Source organism: Massilia sp. LMS1-1-1.1, assembly GCF_040815535.1.
Taxonomy (GTDB): domain Bacteria; phylum Pseudomonadota; class Gammaproteobacteria; order Burkholderiales; family Burkholderiaceae_D; genus Janthinobacterium; species Janthinobacterium aestuarii.
The window spans coordinates 1,632,374-1,649,037 of sequence record NZ_JBFPNG010000001.1; the positions used below are offsets into that span (position 1 = coordinate 1,632,374).

The window sequence follows — 16,664 nt, forward strand, 5'->3', positions numbered from 1 at the left end:
TACAAATTTGTAATAACAAAACAAAGTATCGCTGGTGAATGATGAAATGATGGCACTAGAATCAAGTCACAATACCACTTGGAGATACTGCGTGCCGACCCTCACCACTTTGCGTAAAGCAGTCCTCATCAGCCTGTACGGCAGCGCCGCCCTGGCCGTCTTCAGTCCCGCCGCCATGGCGCAGAGTAACGACCCTGCGGCCACAGAAGGCCCCGTACAAACGGTCAGCGTCGTCGGCTCACGCCGCGTCGCCAGCTCCTCCACCGATACGATGGTGCCGGTCGATATCATTCCGATTTCCAAGGTGGCCGAGCAAGGCGGCCAGTTCGACTTGGCGCAATCGCTGCAATATATCTCGCCCTCGTTCAATTCCACGCGCCAGACGGGCGCCGACGGGGCCGACCTGATCGATTCGGCCGCCCTGCGCGGCCTCGGTTCCGACCAGACCCTCGTGCTGGTCAACGGCAAGCGGCGCCACACGACGGCCCTCGTCAACCTGTTCGGCGCGCGCAACCGCGGCAACACGGGCACGGACATGAATGCGATTCCCTTGCTGGCGATCAAGAACGTGCAAGTGCTGCGCGACGGCGCCGCCGCCCAGTACGGCTCGGACGCCATTGCCGGCGTGATCGACATCGAACTGAAGAAAAGTCTGGGCTGCGAAGCCGTGGCCGGCTACAGCCAGTATTCGGAAGGCGACGGCAAGAATTACATGACCTCCGCCTACTGCGGCATTTCGCTGGGCGACAAGGGCACGATCGCCATCACGGGAGAATACCTGGACCGGGGCCGCTCGAACCGCGCCGATTCCGACAGCATGCGCATCATCGGCGACACCAAATCCAAGAACAAAACCCTGTACGTGAATGGCGACTACGCCACCAGCGGCACAGGCAAGCTGTACTTCACGGCCGGCGCACAGACGCGCGACGCCTCGAGCGCCGCGTTTGGCCGGGGCGGCATCGGCAGCGACGACATCCCGTCGCGCAATTCGGCCGCCATGTACCCGGACGGTTTCGTGCCTTTCATTAACGGCAAGATCGACGACCAGTACGCCACCATCGGCCACCGCAGCCAGATTGGCGAATGGCATGCGGATTTTTCGCAAACCTATGGCTACAACAAGATGCGCTATGACATCAGCAATACGCTGAACGCCTCGATCGCCAACCTCGACTTGATGAACGGCGGCAAGGGCGTGAGCGCCAGCAACTACGACGCGGGCGGCTTCTCGTTCCAGCAGCTGACCAGCAACGCCGATTTCAGCCGCTACTATGACACGGTGATGCGCGGCATGAACGTGGCCTTCGGCGCCGAATACCGCAGCGAGGAATACAAGATCATGGCCGGCGAACCGAGCTCCTACAACGACGCCGACGGCGTGGGTGTGGGCGGCAATGCGGGCAGCCAGGGCTTTCCCGGCTTCCAGCCCGGCGACGCCACCAAGGCCAAGCGCCACAGCATCGCCGCGTATGGCGACGTGGAACTGGAATGGACGGAACGCCTGAAAACCCAGGCAGCCCTGCGCTATGAAAAATTCAGCGACTTCGGCTCCACCGTGACGGGCAAGCTGGCCGGCAGCTACAAGCTGGCACCGAACGTGCTGCTGCGCGGTTCGGCCAGCACGGGTTTCCGCGCGCCATCGTTGCAGCAAGTGTATTTCTCGTCCACCTTCACCGACTTCATCGGCGGCGTGCCCACCGACGTGGTGCTGGCGCCGAATGGCGGCACCGTCGCCAACGCGGCCGGCATTCCGAAGTTGAAAGAGGAAAAATCCACCAGTTTTACCTTGGGCACCACTTGGACGCCGACGCAAGCCATCTCCGTCACAGCCGACCTGTACAACATCAAGATCAAGGACCGCATCGTGCTGTCGGGCCGCTTCAATGCCGACAACTACCCTGACCTGGCCGCGCGCCTGGCCCTGCTGGGCGTGGGCGAAGCGCAATTCTTCGTCAACTCCATCGACACGCGCACGCGCGGGCTGGACCTGACGGCTTCGCACAAGGGCGAGCTGGCCGGCAACCGCCTGAACACCTTCGTGGCCTTGAACCTGAGTAAGACGGAAGTGACGAAAGTCAAGACACCCGCCTCGCTGACGGGCTTCGAGGATGTCTTGCTGTCCGAGCGCGAACGCCTGTTCATCGAACAGGGCGGCCCGCGCGCGAAAGCCACCTTGGGCTTCGACTACATCACGGGCAAGCTGGAATCGGACCTGCGCATCATCTACTTTGGCCCGCAAACCCTGGGCACCTTCAGCGGCACGGCCGAAGGCGTACCGAACGCCCGCTACAAGGCCAAGACCTCGGCCGACCTGAGCTTCACCTACAGCATCAGCAAGAACACCAAGCTGACTTTCGGCGGCAACAACATCTTCAACGTCAAGCCCACCACGCAAAACGCGGACGAGACGGATAACGGCTTCAAATACGACAGCGTGCAGTTCGGCCTGAACGGCGCTTCGTATTTCGGTCGGCTGTGGGTGAAGTTCTGATCACCTTGCCTGCGTAAGAAAACAGCGGCTGCGCCAGCATGGACAGCCGCTGTTTTTATGTCGGCCTCACCATTCAATGCTCATCGCCCGCATAGATCCACATGGGCTCTGTTTTTCCGGCACGAACAAATCCCACAGATTCGTAGAACGCGATGGCCTTGCCGTCCGCCGTCAGCATTTGCTGGTGAAATCCCGCATATTTTTCCAGCATGGCCGCCATCATCCTTCTGCCGACGCCCTGGCCTTGCGCCATCGGATCGACGAGCATATGCGGGAAGTAGACAACCAGATGGCCATCGGAAATGGCATTGCCGATGCCAACCAATTTGCCATCGGCGCGGGCCGTCACCAGGCTGTGGGAATTGCGCAGCGCAGCCATCAGCTCTTTGGGCTTTTCCGCGGACGACCAGTGATTGGCCTTGTAGAGGGCTATCACTTCTTGCTCGGTGATCACATCATTCATGGAAATTTGCATCGGCACGGCCTTCTTTATGGATGACGCTGACCTTCGCAATGGGAAGGCCCCAGCGTTTGGATCACATTACCATCTAATTGTATCGATCCCCCCACCAGTTTCACAGCTCATACACGCCCATGCTCCAGTACCGGCTGCCTTGGCTGTTGCGGGCAAGCCAACCCAATGCCTGCAACTCCTTGCCGATCAAACGATTCATGATGCCATGTCCGACCAGCAGCACAGGTCCCTTGGCGGCAAGCGCAACAAGCCGCTCGGCGGCGGCCCTGGCACGCTGCCGGGTGAGCGTCAGCGAGTCCGAGCCACGCGCATAACCGCAAAGCCAGAGCAGGCGGAAAATCACTGCCCAGGCTTCAGGCGGCAACCAGGGCGCTTTCCAGAGGGCAAAAGGAAGCTCCGCTTCAGTGAAAATCGCCTCTTGCGTGAATGGTAAATCGCCCAGTGCCCTGGCTGTCGAGCATGCCCTGGGTGCCGTGCTGGCCACAATGGTCGACGCGGCAAGCGCTGCCAGGGGGCACTCTGCCGGTATTTCATTGTCTTTGATGACCGATTGATTGTAGAGATCAATCCACTGTCCCATTTGCATGGGCGCTATCCAGCGCCCCTTGGCGAGTTGGGGCTCGCCGTGACGCATCAATGTTATTCGCATGTTCAGTCAGGTCGCCTCATACATTTTTCATGTCTCCTTCATTGCCCCGGCCGCTCCCGGCCAGCACGGCCGCAGTGAACAATGTTTGCCCTGCGGCAGAAAGCACGGATAATAGCGCCTAACTCATAAGCACTGTATTGGATTACCTCATGGAAATTAAAGTCAACTTTCTCGACAAGCTGCGTCTCGAAGCCAAGTTCGACGATTTTACGGTCATCGCCGACCAGCCCATCCGCTACAAGGGCGATGGCTCGGCGCCTGGCCCGTTCGATTACTTTTTGGCATCATCGGCACTGTGCGCGGCCTACTTCGTGAAGTTGTATTGCGATACGCGCAATATTTCCACCGAAAACATCCGCCTGTCGCAAAACAATATTGTTGATCCGGAAAACCGTTATCAGCAGATTTTCAAGATCCAGGTTGAGCTGCCGGCCGATATCTCGGCCAAGGACCGCCAGGGCATCTTGCGCTCGATCGACCGTTGCACGGTCAAGAAAGTGGTGCAAACGGGTCCCGAGTTCGTGATTGAAGAGGTGGAAAACCTGGACGCCGACGCCCAGGCCTTGCTGGCCTTGAATCCAGCCCCTGGCGCGAATACCTATATCGTCGGCAAGGATTTGCCGCTGGAACAGACCATCGCCAATATGTCGGGCCTGCTGGCCGGCCTGGGCATCAAGATTGAAATCGCCTCGTGGCGCAACATCATTCCGAATGTGTGGTCGCTGCATATCCGCGATGCGCATTCGCCCATGTGTTTCACCAACGGCAAGGGCGCGACCAAGGAAAGCGCGCTGGCGTCGGCCTTGGGTGAGTACATCGAGCGACTCAGCAACAACCATTTCTACGCCGGGTCGTTCTGGGGCGAGGACATCGCCAACGCGCCCTTCGTCCACTACCCGAACGAGCGCTGGTTCAAGCCGGGCCGCAAGGATGCGCTGCCGAAGGAAATTCTCGATGAGTATTGCCTGGACATCTACAATCCCGATGGCGAGCTGCGCGGCTCGCACCTGATCGACACCAACTCCGGCAATGCCGAGCGCGGCATCTGCTCGCTGCCGTATGTGCGGCACTCCGATGGCGAGGTCGTGTATTTCCCGTCGAACCTGATCGAAAACCTGTACGTCAGCAATGGCATGAGCGCCGGCAATACGCTGGTCGAAGCGCAGGTGCAATGTCTGTCGGAAATTTTTGAGCGGGCCGTCAAGCGCGAAATTCTCGAAGGCGAAATCGCCCTGCCCGATGTGCCGCAGGAAGTGCTGGCGAAATACCCGGGCATCGTGGCAGGCATCGCCGGCCTGGAAGAGCAAGGCTTCCCCGTGCTGGTCAAGGATGCGTCGCTGGGCGGCGTGTACCCGGTGATGTGCGTCACCCTGATGAACCCGCGCACGGGCGGCGTGTTCGCCTCGTTCGGCGCACACCCGAGCCTGGAAGTGGCGCTCGAGCGCAGCCTGACGGAATTGCTGCAGGGTCGCAGCTTTGAAGGCCTCAACGACTTGCCGCAACCGACGTTTGCCAGCGAAGCCGTCACCGAGCCGAATAACTTCGTCGAGCACTTCATCGATTCGAGCGGCATCGTCTCGTGGCGCTTCTTCAGCGCCAAGGCCGATTACGATTTCGTCGAGTGGGATTTTTCCGGCCACGGCGAGAACTCGAATGCAGAGGAAGCGGCGACGCTGTTCGGCATCCTGGCCGGCATGGGCAAGGAAGTGTACACGGCCGAGTACGACCAGCTGGGCGCCACAGCCTGCCGCATCCTCGTGCCCGGTTATTCGGAAGTGTATCCGGTCGAAGATCTAATCTGGGACAACACCAACAAGGCGCTGCTGTTCCGCACCGACATCCTGAACTTGCATAGCCTGGACGACGCCAGTCTGGAAGACTTGCTCGACCGCCTGGAAAACAGCGAGCTCGACGAGTACGGCGACATCGCCACCCTGATCGGCATCGAGTTTGACGAAAATACGGTGTGGGGCCAGCTGACGACCCTGGAATTGAAGCTGCTGATTCATCTCGCCTTGCAGCAATTCGAAGAGGCGAAAGAGCTGGTGGAAACCTTCCTGCAGTACAACGACAACACGCTCGAGCGCAAACTGTTTTACCAGGCCATGAATGTGGTACTGGAAGTGGAGCTCGACGATGCGCTGGAACTGGACGACTACGTCGTCAATTTCCGCCGCATGTTTGGCAACGAACGGATGGACGCGGTGCTGGGCTCGGTAGACGGCAGCGTGCGCTTCTTCGGCCTGACCCCGACCAGCATGCAGCTGGAAGGCCTCGACAGGCACCAGCGCCTGATCGACAGCTTCAAGAAGCTGCACGCGGCGCGCGCCAAGGCGGCGGCCCGCTAGCATCACCACCTGGAAGCGATGCCATGGCCACACTGGAATTCTGGTTCGATTTCGGCAGCAACTACAGCTACCTGAGCGCCATGCGCATCGAAGCGCTGGCGCATGAAAAGAAGGTGCATGTGATCTGGAAACCCTTCCTGCTGGGCGTCGTCTTCAAGGCGCTGGGCTGGCAGACGTCGCCCTTCATCTTGCAAAAACTCAAGGGCGACTACACGTGGCGCGACATGGCGCGCCAGTGCGAAAAGTACGCGTTGCCATGGCAGCAGCCGAGTTCCTTTCCCCGCACGGCCCTGTTGCCCATGCGTGTGGCCTTGATCGGCGCGGACCAGGGCTGGATTGCGCCCTTTGCGCGCCGCATGATGACGATGAATTTTGCCGCGGACCGCGATATCGACAACATCGAGGCCGTCAGCGCAGTCTTGGAGGAACTGGGTCTCGATGCACGCGCCGTCCTGGCGCTGGCGTTGACACAAGACAACAAGCTGCGGCTGCGCCGCCAGACCGAGCAGGCACAAGCGCTGAACCTGTTCGGCGCCCCCAGCTTCATCAGCAACGGGGAATTATTCTGGGGCAATGACCGGCTCGAGGATGCGCTACTGCATGCAGCAGCCAGCCGCCGTTAAACTCAACTCCCCGCCAGCGCCGCGATCTCTTTGCGCATGTTGTCTATCGCCCGCTCATTGTACTGGTCGGCGAAATACGCATCGCCAAACAGCTGGCCCGCCTGCGCCTTGGCGCTCAGGTGCTGCAGGGCCAGGCCCCGCTGCTCGTTGAAGCGCACGGGGTCCACGTGCGCGTATTCTCTTCCGATCGCTTGCGTGTAGGCTTGATACACTTCTTCATCCTGTCCCAGGATGGCCAGGTCGGCGCTGAGCATGGCGTCCTTCAGCGCGTGGCTGATGCCGGGTCCCTGGAAGTGATCGGTGGCGCGTATCAATTGCGCCACATCCTGGTTGTCGCCCGCATCGAGGCCGCTGGCCAGCCACAGCTGGGCGCTCGCCTCTTCGCTCGAATACAGGGCATCGTCGTCATGGCTGTAGACGGCGTCGTGGAACCAGAACGCCTTCTTGACCAGCGCGCTGTCGCGCTTGGGCGCAAAGGTATTGTCTGCCCACACGCGGATCTCGGACAGGCCGTGCACCAGGTGGTCGAGGTTGTGATAGTGGCGGTCCGCGCCGCCATACGCTTGCGGTCCCGTCAGGTGCGCGAACCAGTGGTCCGCCAGCGCGATATCATCTTGCGAGGCGGTCGCGTAGTTCCACAGCGCTTCCCACTCCTTGCGCAGACAGTCGAGTATCCACGCCTGGTAGGCCGGACCGGGGACGAATTTCTTCATGGTCCAGTTCCAGCCCACAGGCCCTTCCAGCGCCTTGACGAAGCTGGAACTGACGGAGCCGAGGTCGCGCGGCGGCATCACGAAAATCGTCTTGGCGCCCTGCAGCACGTCCACATTGGTTTGCTGAATCAGGTTTTCATAGTCGAAATCGGCCGTCGTGCGGATGCCGCGGATCAGGTAATCACAGCCATGCTTTTTCGCCGCGCGGGCTGTGTAGTCGCCCTTGACGATGACCACCTGCACATTGTCCCAGCCGCACTCGCGCGCGCTCTGCTCGATGATGCGCTTGCGGTCTTCGGCGGGAAATTGGGGACGCTTGGCGGGGTTTTGCGACAGGAACACGATCACCTCGTCGGCGAGCGAACGCGCTTCGCCGATCACCCACATATGGCCGTTGGTGATGGGGTCGAGGGTTCCTGAAAAGCCGATCTTCTGCATGCTGCGCTCCGTTTGCTTGATTGCTTATTGCGCAGACAATATATGCCAGCGGCGCGCGCGTCAATGCAACATGCCAAAGATCATGATCAAAACGCTATTTTTTCACGGCTTGCGGAAACTCCACGCGCACGCACAAACCGCCCAGGCGCTCGGATTTGTCCAGTACCAGGCGCGCGCCGTGGCGCTCGGCGATGGCCTTGATGATGGCCAGGCCCAGGCCGCTGCCGTTGGCGTCCGTGCCGGGCACGCGGTAGAAGCGGCTGAAGACGCGCTCGCGCTCTTCGGGCGGAATGCCGGGGCCGCTATCTTCTACCGATAACGTCACGCCGACGGGGCTGGCGCGCAGGTCGATGTCGACCGTGCCGCCCTGCGGCGTGTACTTGATGGCGTTGTCGACCAGGTTGCGCAGCATGATGTTGAGTGCATCGGCCTGCCCCGCCACCTTGGCCGCATCCATGTGATGCAGGCCCAGATCGATCTTGCGCGCCTGCGCGATGCCGGCCATGTCGCCCAGCGCGCGCTTGACGACGTCGTTCAAATCCACCGCCTGCAACTGGTCGCCGCTGGCGGCGCTCGCCTCCTGGCGCGCCAGCACCAGCAACTGCTCGACCAGGCGCGTGGCCCGCTCGATGCCGGCGCTCACGCGGGAGATCGCCAGGCTGCGCTTTTCCTGCGATTCGGCCCGCTCCAGGCTCAATACCTGCAGCTTCAATGCCGCCAGCGGCGTGCGCAATTCATGCGCAGCGTCGGCGACAAAATGCTGCTGCGCGTCGAACGCCGTTTTGACGCGGCCGAACAGCAGGTTCAGCTCATGCACCAGCGGGCGCACTTCGTCGGGCAAGCCCGCTTCCGAGACGGGCGACAGATCGTCCGCCTGGCGCGCCGCCACCTGTTTGCGCACGCGCGAGACGGGCGCCAGCGAACCACTGACGACCCACCAGACGACGAGCATCAATATCGGCGCCATCAGCGCAATCGGCCCCACCGTGCGCAGCGCCAGGCTGCCGGCCATGCGCTTGCGCACGGCCATGTCCTGGGCGATCTGCACGGTCTGGGAACTGGTTTGCACGGAGAAGATGCGATAAGTCGTGCCGTTGGCCTTTACATTCGAAAAGCCCAGCACGGCGCGCTGCGGCAATTCCGCGCGCGTGATCGAACGGAAGACCTGCACGCCGTCCGGCGTCCATACCTGCACCACCATGTCGTTGTTGACGGGGTCGGCCGGCAAGGCTTGCGCATGGTTGGCCAGCGGCGCGCCGGAGCGCAGCGACAGGGCCATCTGCTGCATGTGATAGTCGAAAATCTGGTCGGCGTCGTACAGGGCGCTGCGGTAGGCGATCGACGCTTGCGCCAGGGCCGCCATGATGATGGCCGCCAGCAAAAACCACAGCAGGCGGCCGCGCAGCGAATGCGTCACCGTGACCTTCATCCTCATGCCTTGGGCACCATGTAGCCGAGGCCGCGCACGTTCTGGATCAAGTCGCTGCCCAGCTTTTTACGCAAGCCGTGGATATACACTTCCACGGCATTGCTGTTGACTTCATCCTTCCAGCTGTACAGCTTTTCTTCCAGCTGCGCGCGCGACAGCACGATGCCAGGGCGCGCGATCAAGGCTTCCAGCACGGCCCATTCGCGTGCCGACAGATTGACGGGATGCCCTTCGGCGATCACTTCGCGCGTCAGCGGATTGATGGAGACGCCCTGGTGTTCGAAGACCGGTTCCGGCCGTCCCGAGGCGCGCCGCAGCAGGGCGCGGATACGCGCCAGCAGTTCGTCGAGATCATACGGTTTCAAGACGTAATCGTCGGCGCCCGCATCGAGGCCGGCGATGCGCTGCTCGATGGCGTCGCGCGCCGTGGCCACGAGGACCGGCGTGTCGAGCTTGCGCAAGCGCATCGAGCGCAGCACGTCGAGGCCATCCTTGCGCGGCAAGCCCAGGTCCAGCAGCACCAGGTCATAGGTTTGCGTCTGCAGGGCCGTATCGGCCATATCGCCATCCTTGACCCAGTCCACCGCGTAATGCTCGGCGCGCAGCAAATCGAGCACCACTTCGCCGATCATCGTATCGTCTTCTACCAGCAATAAGCGCATGGCTTGCCTCTCTATCTCGTTACTCTTGTTTTCAGCCTAAACGCACCGGAATAAAAATCTTGTCGGGTCCGCGCTGTATCAGCAAGGCGACCGACTTGGCGGATTTTTCCACCACGTCGCGCACCTGCTCGACCGTGTTGACGGGACGGCCATTGACCGACAATAGCACGTCGCCCGGCTGCACCCCGGCGTTGGCGGCAGCACCGCCCGCGTCTTCCACCAGCAGGCCGGCGCTGATGCCCGCCTCGCGTTTTTCATCCGATTGTAACGGACGCAGGGCCAGGCCCAGCTTTACCTTGCCGGCGGCGCTGTCGCTCTTCGCCACGTCGGCCACCTTGTCGGCCGCATTGCCCAGGGTTGCCGTCAGGCTCACGATCTTGCCGTCACGCCAGACATCCATGGTGATCTTGTCGCCTGGCAAGGAGGTACCCACCAGCGCCGGCAAGTCGGCCGAGCCGATGATGCGCTGGCCATTCACCTTGCGCACCACGTCGCCCGATTTCAGGCCCGCCTTGTCGGCCGGGCTGCCCCGCTCCACGTTGGCGACCAAGGCGCCTTCCGGCGTGGCCAGCTTGAACGAGTCGGCAAAGCCCTGGTTGACTTCCTGCACCGTCACGCCCAGCTTGGCGTGGCTGGCCTTGCCCGTGGCGACGATCTGGTCCTTGATACGGCCGGCCAGGTCGATGGGGATGGCGAACGACAGGCCCTGGAAGCCGCCCGTCTGGCTGTAGATCTGCGAATTGATGCCGACCACTTCGCCGCGCGTGTTGAACAGCGGGCCGCCCGAGTTGCCGGGGTTGACGGCCACGTCCGTCTGAATGAACGGCACATTGCTGTCGTCGGGCAGGGAACGGCCCTTGGCGCTGACGACGCCGGCCGTCACCGTGCTGTCGAAGCCATAAGGGGAGCCGATGGCCAGCACCCACTCGCCCACTTTCAGGTCGCTCGAATGGCCGAGCGGCACGACGGGCAGGTTGTTGGCGTCGATTTTCAGCACGGCGATATCGGTCTTCGGATCCGTGCCCAGCACCTTGGCGCGGAATTCGCGGCGGTCGTTGAGCTTGACGGTCACTTCGCGCGCATCGCGCACCACGTGGGCGTTCGTCATGATGACGCCGTCGGGGCTGACGATGAAGCCGGAACCAAGGCCATGCGTGGGCACGTCGCGGCCACCGCGCTGCCCGCCCTGCGGCCCCTGGAAGCGGCGGAAGAATTCGAAGAACGGGTCGTTGCCGAAGTCGTCATTGCCGGCCTGGGCCGATGGGTCGTAGGCCACCTTGGTGCTGCCCGTGACGCTGATATTGACGACGGCCGGGCTGTTGCGCGCGGCGATCTGGCTAAAGTCGGGCAAGGCCACCAGCGGCGCGGCAGCGGCGGGCGCCACGGCGGCAGCCACGGGTGCGCCTGGGGCAGCGGCAGCGGCATTCGCGCCGGCATTGTTCTGATGCACCACCATGGCGCCACCGGCGCCCAGCACACCGATCGCGGCCAGCGCGGCTACGGTGCGTTTGATTTTCAGGGATGCGGTATTCGTTTGCTGTTCCATGAATTGCTCCTCATTTAATGAGATTTTGATGTCTGCAATAGTGGGCCACGAGTCTTAGGCGGTGCTTAACATTTTTCTATTTGGAAACAGGTATTTGCGCCTTTAAGCATGGCTTAATCTGGCCTGCCGCACGCACCTTGCATGGCGCTCAATGAAGGGCCCGAACGGGCTCCAGACGTGACACTGGCCGGATCAACCGGCCAGTATTTTACTGCATGGGGAGGGGATGTTCCCTCCCGCCAATACCAGAGAGTGGCGCCGGGATCAGCTCAGCTCAGCTCAGGCTGCCTGGCGCTGTTCCAGCACACTGACGGTATCGCTGCCGGCGCCGATCTCGATCTTGCGCGGTTTCAGTGCTTCCGGCACTTCACGCACCAGGTCGATGGTCAGCATGCCGTTTTCAAACGTGGCGCCCGTGACCTTCACATGGTTGGCCAGCTGGAAACGCTGTTCGAAATCGCGGGCAGCGATGCCGCGGTGCAAGAACGTGCGCTCGACGCCATCTTTCTGCTTGCGGCCCGTGACGTGCAGGGAGTCGCGTTCGGTGATGATGTCGATCTCTTCACGCGAGAAGCCGGCCAATGCCATCACGATGCGGTATTTATCTTCCGACACCAGTTCGATGTTGTACGGCGGATAGCTCGGTTGCGCATCGGCGCGTTGTTCGTTGAGCAGCTGTGCCAGGCGGTCAAAGCCAATGGCGGAACGGTAGAGAGGAGCAAGGTCAAAAGTACGCATGATAAATATCCTTTTCAAATGAAGCGATAAGAGGGGCGGACCTCACGATGAGCATCCGCCTGTTACCGATATACGGCCTCTCCAGCCCCTTTCAAGGCCTTGAAATTGGCAAAAAGCACCCCAGACGCCGCTGAATTTGTAAGAAATTTTTACATGCCCCATCCCGGGGATTTTGCATGGCGCGCCCCATGCGGGGCCGGCTTTTGGTGTATGCTGGCGGCATGAACAATGACACCGACATCCAGCTCAGCGGCCCCTTCAAGGCCACCGACGGCTCCGGCCGTGCCCACGACATCAAGGCCATCCGCATCTTCGACGAAGGCTACGGCATCATCGACGTCTACGTCGATTTCGCCGCCCCGCTCGAAGCAGGCGCCTACAAGGACAAGACCCTGGTCGGCCATATCCTGGCCCGCCTGCGCAGCCTCGGCTACGTGGGCCCCGACTTCGGCCATGGCGACCTGGGCTTGCAAGACAAGAAACTGATCGTTCTGGAAGCGCCCGAGGAATTCTCGGCCTTTGCCGTGAGCAAGGGCTGGAAAGATTTATCCGCCGAATTTGACGAAGACTGATCCGTTTTCTCCCCCATCTGCGCCGCGCCAGCTTCTGCTGCCGCGGCGTTTTTCATGGGCGGCCGCTTAGTTACTTAGCTGATATAGCGCGCACTCCACGCGGCGATCACGTTGGCGACATAGGCCGCGTCATCGCGCCCCGTCAACAGATGGTCGGCGTCGTCGAGCGAAACGAAGCTTTTCGGGTGCTTGGCTGCCGTAAAGATATCCATCGCATTCGACAGGCTCACCGTCGTGTCGTTCGGCGCGTGCATCACCAGCAGAGCCCGGCGCAGGCTGGCGATGTGCTCTTTTAAGCTGTGGCTGCCCGCGTCGTCGACGAATTGCTGGCGGATGCGGAAGGGCCGCCCTTCCAGCTGCACCAGCGCTTCGCCTTCGGCGGCGATTTTTTCCAGGTGGTCGCTGAACATGCGCGTCACGTAGGCGGGCGTGCTCGGCGCGGCCAGGGTGGCGATGGCGGTCGCTTCCGGCACTTGCGACGCGGCGGCAAGCACGGCGGCGCCGCCCAGGCTGTGGCCGATCAGCAATTGCGGCGCGGCGTGTCTGGCCCGCAAAAAGTCGGCGGCGGCGACCAGATCGTCCACGTTCGACGAGAAATTCGTGGCGGCGAACTCGCCTTCGCTGGCACCCAGTCCCGTGAAGTCGAAGCGCAGCACGGCGATGCCGTGTTCCGTCAATCCTTGCGCGATGCGCCGCGCGGCCAGCACGTCCTTGCCGCAGGTAAAACAGTGGGCGAACAGCGCGTAGGCGCGAATGGCGCCGTCGGGCGCATCGAGGCGCGCCGCCAGCACATGGCCGTGCGCGCCGGGAAAGTCTTGCCGGGTGGATTTCATTGTCTCAGATCAAAGCTGCCGCGCAGCGCGGCCGATGGCGCATTGTAGCGCCGTCCGGCCACGGCTGTTTTAGCCACGCGATGGTATGTCGAGACCCTTGATGACGGCAGGCCGGGCCAGGAAAGCATCCAGCACGCGCTGCACATTCGGGAAGTTGTTAAAACCGACCAGCTCGCCCGCGCCGTAAAAACCCACCAGGCAGCGTACCCACGGGAAGATGGCGATGTCGGCAATCGTGTATTGGCTGCCCATGATCCAGTCGCGGCCCTGCAGGCGCTGCTCGAGCACGCCCAGCAAACGCTTCGCTTCGCCGAGATAGCGTTCGAGCGGACGCTTGTCCTCGTAATCCTTGCCGGCGAATTTGTGGAAGAAGCCCACCTGGCCGAACATGGGGCCGATGCCGCCCATCTGGAACATCAGCCACTGTATCGTTTCATAGCGCAGGCCCGCGTCCTGGGGAATGAACTTGCCTGTCTTTTCGGCCAGGTACAGCAGGATGGCACCCGACTCGAACAGCGCCAGCGGCTTGCCATCAGGGCCGTTCGGATCGAGGATGGCGGGAATCTTGTTGTTCGGATTGAGGGACAGAAACGCGGGCGATGTCTGATCGTTGCGCTCGAAGCTGACCAGGTGCGGCTCGTAGGCCAGGCCCAGCTCTTCCAGCAAAATCGAAACTTTGATACCGTTCGGCGTCGGCAGCGAGTACAGCTGCAGGCGCTCGGGATGGCGGGCGGGCCATTTTTGGGTGATGGGGAAGTCGGAAAGCTGTGTCATGGATATCCTTTGTTTCAATGAAAGATGCGGCGCCGGGGAGCCAGTATAGCCAAGCACGGCAGTTTCAGCAGGACAGCCCATTCAGCCAAACAAGCCATGCAAAAACCAGCGCGGCGCGGCGTCTTCTCCGCTGCCGGCGATGCGTTCGCGGTAGACCCAGTAATGGGCGTGGTCGAGGCCTTCGGCGATGAAATAATCGCGCGCCTGCGACTGGCTCCACCAGCCCGCCTCTATGCGTTCGGCAACGGACACCATTTTCAGAGGCGAGCCATAAAACGGCCGGTGCTCGCGCATCAGCAGGGCGATGGGCTGGGCCAGCAGCCAGCCGGGACGGGGCATGCCGGCCAAGCCCGGCGGCAAGTCCGGCTGGGCGTTCCTGGCGCCGACCTTGGCCGGCAGCGGCAACCACTGGTTGGCCGCTTCGGGACGGTAATCGGCGCGCGGCGCGGCCTGCAAGACATTGTCCGTGCCCAGGCGCGCCACCAGCAATTCCAGCAGACGCTGGCGTTCCTGCGGCGTGCCGCCCGGCTCGGGGAACAGGGTTTCGCTGGGCGGCGCCATCGGCTGCACCTGCAGCGCTTCCAGGGTGAGACCGATCACGGGCGCCTCCAGTGCCAGCTGCGCCAGGCGCTCCTTGAGCAGGCGCACCAGGTGCTCGTCGCGCCACACGGCCTCGCCCAGCGCCAGGTCGATGACGGTGGGCGGGCGCGCCACCCTGCCCCGCTCGTGCGCCAGCAGCAGCTGGATGCGCTCGACGGCAAATTGCCGCGCGCACAGCCAGCCCGTCATTTGCTGCAGCAGGCGGCGCGCGCCGAACAGCAGCGCGTCGGCGTGCTCCACGCGGTCGAACAATTCCAGGCTGGCGCGGAACGTGGGCGGCGCTTCGAGCCACACGAACAGTTCCGTGCTGTGGCCATGCGCATCGTCGAGCATGTCGAGCAAGGCTGCGCCGCAACGACGCTGCAAGCCGGGCCGAGGCAAGTGGCGCAGTTGCCCCAGGGTGCGGCAGCCGATGCCCTCGAACCAGTCGAGGTAAGGGCGCGCGGGCGGCAGCAAGGCGCACGGCAGGCCGTCGAGGCGGCGGATCAGACTCTCCATGCCCAGTACGCGGCGCCGGCGCGTAGCGGCGCGTGCCAGCAGCCAGGCACCGCGCGCCGTCGGGGCGCACGACAGCTGGGCCGTGTAGCCGAGCGCGCGCAAGCTGGCCGCGATGTGCAGGCACAGGGCGCGCACGCCGCCGAACAGGCGCAGGCTGGCGCCCGCATCGACGAGCAGGGTCGCTTCCTCGCCTTGCGCCACCAGCGGCGAATACTGCAGCAGCGCCAGCGCCACCGCCTGCAGGGCTTGCGCTTCCAGGTCAGGAGAGCGCTCGTGCAGGCGTGCCTGCGGCGCCAGCATCAGCGTACCGGCGCGGCGCATGCCCGGCCGGATGCCGGCCGCCCGCGCCAGCGGCGACACGGCCATCACTTGCTCCTGCTCCAGCACCACGCCGAGGCTGTCAGCAGACCAGCGCGGGCAAAATACTTCGAGCGGGAGCCGGGGCAGGCACAGGCCGATCCAGAGTCGCATGGCGTAGCAGTAATGAAGGAGGTTGCAGGGGCAGGAACAGGGGCGCGTCGCGCTGCGGTCCCCGGCGCTTGATGAAGCCGATCTCGATGCCGCCGGCGGCCGGGCGCACGGACAGGCGCAGCGGCGCCGGCGACGCATCCTGCGCGCCGTGCAAAGGGCGCAGCATGCAGAACAGGGTGTTGCCGCTTTGCGCGGCCAGGTGCAAACGGCGCAGGCTGTCGGCGCGCACGTGCGGCTGCCAGAACAGCAAGGCGCCGCAGGTACCGCTGCGCAAGATATTTTCCGCCGCCCACAAGGCATCCTTGCTGCCGGCGCTTTTGAGCCACAGCAGTTGCGACGGCGCCAGTCCCTGCGCGGCCAGGGCCAGTGCCTGCGGCGGATGCGGTGGCTGCAGCAGCACGATGGGCAAGCCCGGCAGTTGCGCCAGCGCGGGCGCCAGCAGCCGCAATTCGCCGCTGCCCGGCTGCTGCACCAGCAGGTCGATGAGGCTGCCGCTGGGCCAGCCCCCGCCGGGCAGCTGCGCGGACAGGGCGGCAAAGCCGGTGTCCAGGCAGCGCGTGGCGCCCTGCCCCAGCTGCGATGCGCGCCACAAGGACGGGTGCAAGGCTTCCGGCGAGGCCATCAATTGAGAATGTTGCATCATTGGATAGATAGATAAATACTGTATGCATATACAGTACTATCCAGCGCCACTTTTGGCAAGGTTTATCTGACTGCCGCTACCGCCGGGGCCGCTCCGCCATGTCCGAAAAACCCCGTTTTCGGCATCGATTGCTGTACCATAAGCACTCTCCTTACCGG

The 16,664-nt window shown here is 62.8% G+C and carries 15 protein-coding genes; 4 read left to right on the forward strand and 11 right to left on the reverse strand.

The window, feature by feature from the left end:
- Positions 1-91: 91 nt before the first annotated feature.
- Entirely contained in the window at positions 92-2,494 is a 2,403-nt protein-coding gene (locus tag MRBLMS1_RS07480; protein WP_485878648.1) for a TonB-dependent receptor plug domain-containing protein, read from the forward strand.
- Between the two features lie 73 nt (positions 2,495-2,567).
- Here MRBLMS1_RS07480 and MRBLMS1_RS07485 read toward each other — a convergent pair whose 3' ends face one another.
- Positions 2,568-2,957, reverse strand: a complete 390-nt coding sequence (locus tag MRBLMS1_RS07485; protein ID WP_485878650.1) for a GNAT family N-acetyltransferase — start codon at positions 2,955-2,957, stop codon at positions 2,568-2,570.
- A gap of 112 nt (positions 2,958-3,069) precedes the next feature.
- Entirely contained in the window at positions 3,070-3,618 is a 549-nt protein-coding gene (locus MRBLMS1_RS07490) for a histidine phosphatase family protein (protein WP_485878651.1), read from the reverse strand.
- Positions 3,619-3,767: 149 nt separating this feature from the next.
- On the opposite strand from MRBLMS1_RS07490, the gene MRBLMS1_RS07495 reads away from it, so the two are divergent.
- Together MRBLMS1_RS07495 and MRBLMS1_RS07500 are read left to right on the forward strand one after the other, a co-directional pair.
- The gene (locus MRBLMS1_RS07495) at positions 3,768-5,966 is read left to right on the forward strand and encodes an OsmC domain/YcaO domain-containing protein (protein WP_456150702.1); all 2,199 of its coding nucleotides are present in this window, start codon (positions 3,768-3,770) and stop codon (positions 5,964-5,966) included.
- Positions 5,967-5,989: 23 nt separating this feature from the next.
- The gene (locus MRBLMS1_RS07500; RefSeq protein ID WP_485878654.1) at positions 5,990-6,589 is read left to right on the forward strand and encodes a DsbA family protein; all 600 of its coding nucleotides are present in this window, start codon (positions 5,990-5,992) and stop codon (positions 6,587-6,589) included.
- A gap of 2 nt (positions 6,590-6,591) precedes the next feature.
- On the opposite strand, the gene coaD is transcribed toward MRBLMS1_RS07500, so the two are convergent.
- The 5 genes from coaD to MRBLMS1_RS07525 form a co-directional block, all read right to left on the reverse strand.
- The gene (gene coaD, locus MRBLMS1_RS07505; RefSeq protein WP_034750751.1) at positions 6,592-7,740 is read right to left on the reverse strand and encodes a pantetheine-phosphate adenylyltransferase; all 1,149 of its coding nucleotides are present in this window, start codon (positions 7,738-7,740) and stop codon (positions 6,592-6,594) included.
- A 94-nt stretch (positions 7,741-7,834) separates the two neighbouring features.
- The gene (locus MRBLMS1_RS07510; RefSeq protein ID WP_034750754.1) at positions 7,835-9,169 is read right to left on the reverse strand and encodes an ATP-binding protein; all 1,335 of its coding nucleotides are present in this window, start codon (positions 9,167-9,169) and stop codon (positions 7,835-7,837) included.
- 2 nt (positions 9,170-9,171) lie between these two features.
- Positions 9,172-9,831, reverse strand: coding sequence for a response regulator (locus MRBLMS1_RS07515; protein ID WP_034750756.1), 660 nt, complete (start codon positions 9,829-9,831; stop codon positions 9,172-9,174).
- A 31-nt stretch (positions 9,832-9,862) separates the two neighbouring features.
- On the reverse strand, positions 9,863-11,377 hold the full coding sequence (locus tag MRBLMS1_RS07520) for a Do family serine endopeptidase (protein WP_139091517.1): 1,515 nt from the start codon (positions 11,375-11,377) through the stop codon (positions 9,863-9,865).
- Positions 11,378-11,656: 279 nt separating this feature from the next.
- The gene (locus MRBLMS1_RS07525; protein ID WP_034750759.1) at positions 11,657-12,115 is read right to left on the reverse strand and encodes an Hsp20 family protein; all 459 of its coding nucleotides are present in this window, start codon (positions 12,113-12,115) and stop codon (positions 11,657-11,659) included.
- 221 nt (positions 12,116-12,336) lie between these two features.
- Here MRBLMS1_RS07525 and MRBLMS1_RS07530 point away from each other — a divergent pair, with 221 nt between their 5' ends.
- Positions 12,337-12,687 carry a hypothetical protein gene (locus MRBLMS1_RS07530; protein ID WP_034783462.1) on the forward strand — a complete coding sequence of 117 codons (351 nt, stop codon included), beginning with the start codon at positions 12,337-12,339 and terminating at the stop codon, positions 12,685-12,687.
- 74 nt (positions 12,688-12,761) lie between these two features.
- Here the strand turns inward: MRBLMS1_RS07530 and MRBLMS1_RS07535 are convergent, their stop codons facing one another.
- From MRBLMS1_RS07535 to imuA, 4 genes are all read right to left on the reverse strand, one after another.
- Entirely contained in the window at positions 12,762-13,520 is a 759-nt protein-coding gene (locus tag MRBLMS1_RS07535; protein ID WP_485878658.1) for an alpha/beta hydrolase family protein, read from the reverse strand.
- A 69-nt stretch (positions 13,521-13,589) separates the two neighbouring features.
- Positions 13,590-14,294: a glutathione binding-like protein gene (locus MRBLMS1_RS07540; RefSeq protein WP_485878659.1), complete on the reverse strand. Its 705-nt coding sequence runs from the start codon at positions 14,292-14,294 to the stop codon at positions 13,590-13,592.
- A gap of 81 nt (positions 14,295-14,375) precedes the next feature.
- Positions 14,376-15,863, reverse strand: coding sequence for a Y-family DNA polymerase (locus tag MRBLMS1_RS07545; RefSeq protein WP_485878660.1), 1,488 nt, complete (start codon positions 15,861-15,863; stop codon positions 14,376-14,378).
- On the reverse strand, positions 15,793-16,503 hold the full coding sequence (imuA, locus tag MRBLMS1_RS07550) for a translesion DNA synthesis-associated protein ImuA (protein WP_485879000.1): 711 nt from the start codon (positions 16,501-16,503) through the stop codon (positions 15,793-15,795). The genes MRBLMS1_RS07545 and imuA overlap by 71 nt, the downstream gene beginning before the upstream one ends.
- Positions 16,504-16,664 lie beyond the last annotated feature (161 nt).

Coding starts and splice junctions, on each gene's coding strand:
- MRBLMS1_RS07500 (WP_485878654.1), top strand. CDS start 5,990: ATGGCCACACTGGAATTCTGGTTCGATTTCGGCAGCAACTACAGCTAC.
- MRBLMS1_RS07515 (WP_034750756.1), bottom strand. CDS start 9,831: ATGCGCTTATTGCTGGTAGAAGACGATACGATGATCGGCGAAGTGGTG.
- coaD (WP_034750751.1), bottom strand. CDS start 7,740: ATGCAGAAGATCGGCTTTTCAGGAACCCTCGACCCCATCACCAACGGC.
- MRBLMS1_RS07485 (WP_485878650.1), bottom strand. CDS start 2,957: ATGAATGATGTGATCACCGAGCAAGAAGTGATAGCCCTCTACAAGGCC.
- MRBLMS1_RS07540 (WP_485878659.1), bottom strand. CDS start 14,294: ATGACACAGCTTTCCGACTTCCCCATCACCCAAAAATGGCCCGCCCGC.
- MRBLMS1_RS07530 (WP_034783462.1), top strand. CDS start 12,337: ATGAACAATGACACCGACATCCAGCTCAGCGGCCCCTTCAAGGCCACC.
- MRBLMS1_RS07490 (WP_485878651.1), bottom strand. CDS start 3,618: ATGCGAATAACATTGATGCGTCACGGCGAGCCCCAACTCGCCAAGGGG.
- imuA (WP_485879000.1), bottom strand. CDS start 16,503: ATGCAACATTCTCAATTGATGGCCTCGCCGGAAGCCTTGCACCCGTCC.
- MRBLMS1_RS07520 (WP_139091517.1), bottom strand. CDS start 11,377: ATGGAACAGCAAACGAATACCGCATCCCTGAAAATCAAACGCACCGTA.
- MRBLMS1_RS07510 (WP_034750754.1), bottom strand. CDS start 9,169: ATGAAGGTCACGGTGACGCATTCGCTGCGCGGCCGCCTGCTGTGGTTT.
- MRBLMS1_RS07525 (WP_034750759.1), bottom strand. CDS start 12,115: ATGCGTACTTTTGACCTTGCTCCTCTCTACCGTTCCGCCATTGGCTTT.
- MRBLMS1_RS07495 (WP_456150702.1), top strand. CDS start 3,768: ATGGAAATTAAAGTCAACTTTCTCGACAAGCTGCGTCTCGAAGCCAAG.
- MRBLMS1_RS07535 (WP_485878658.1), bottom strand. CDS start 13,520: ATGAAATCCACCCGGCAAGACTTTCCCGGCGCGCACGGCCATGTGCTG.
- MRBLMS1_RS07545 (WP_485878660.1), bottom strand. CDS start 15,863: ATGCGACTCTGGATCGGCCTGTGCCTGCCCCGGCTCCCGCTCGAAGTA.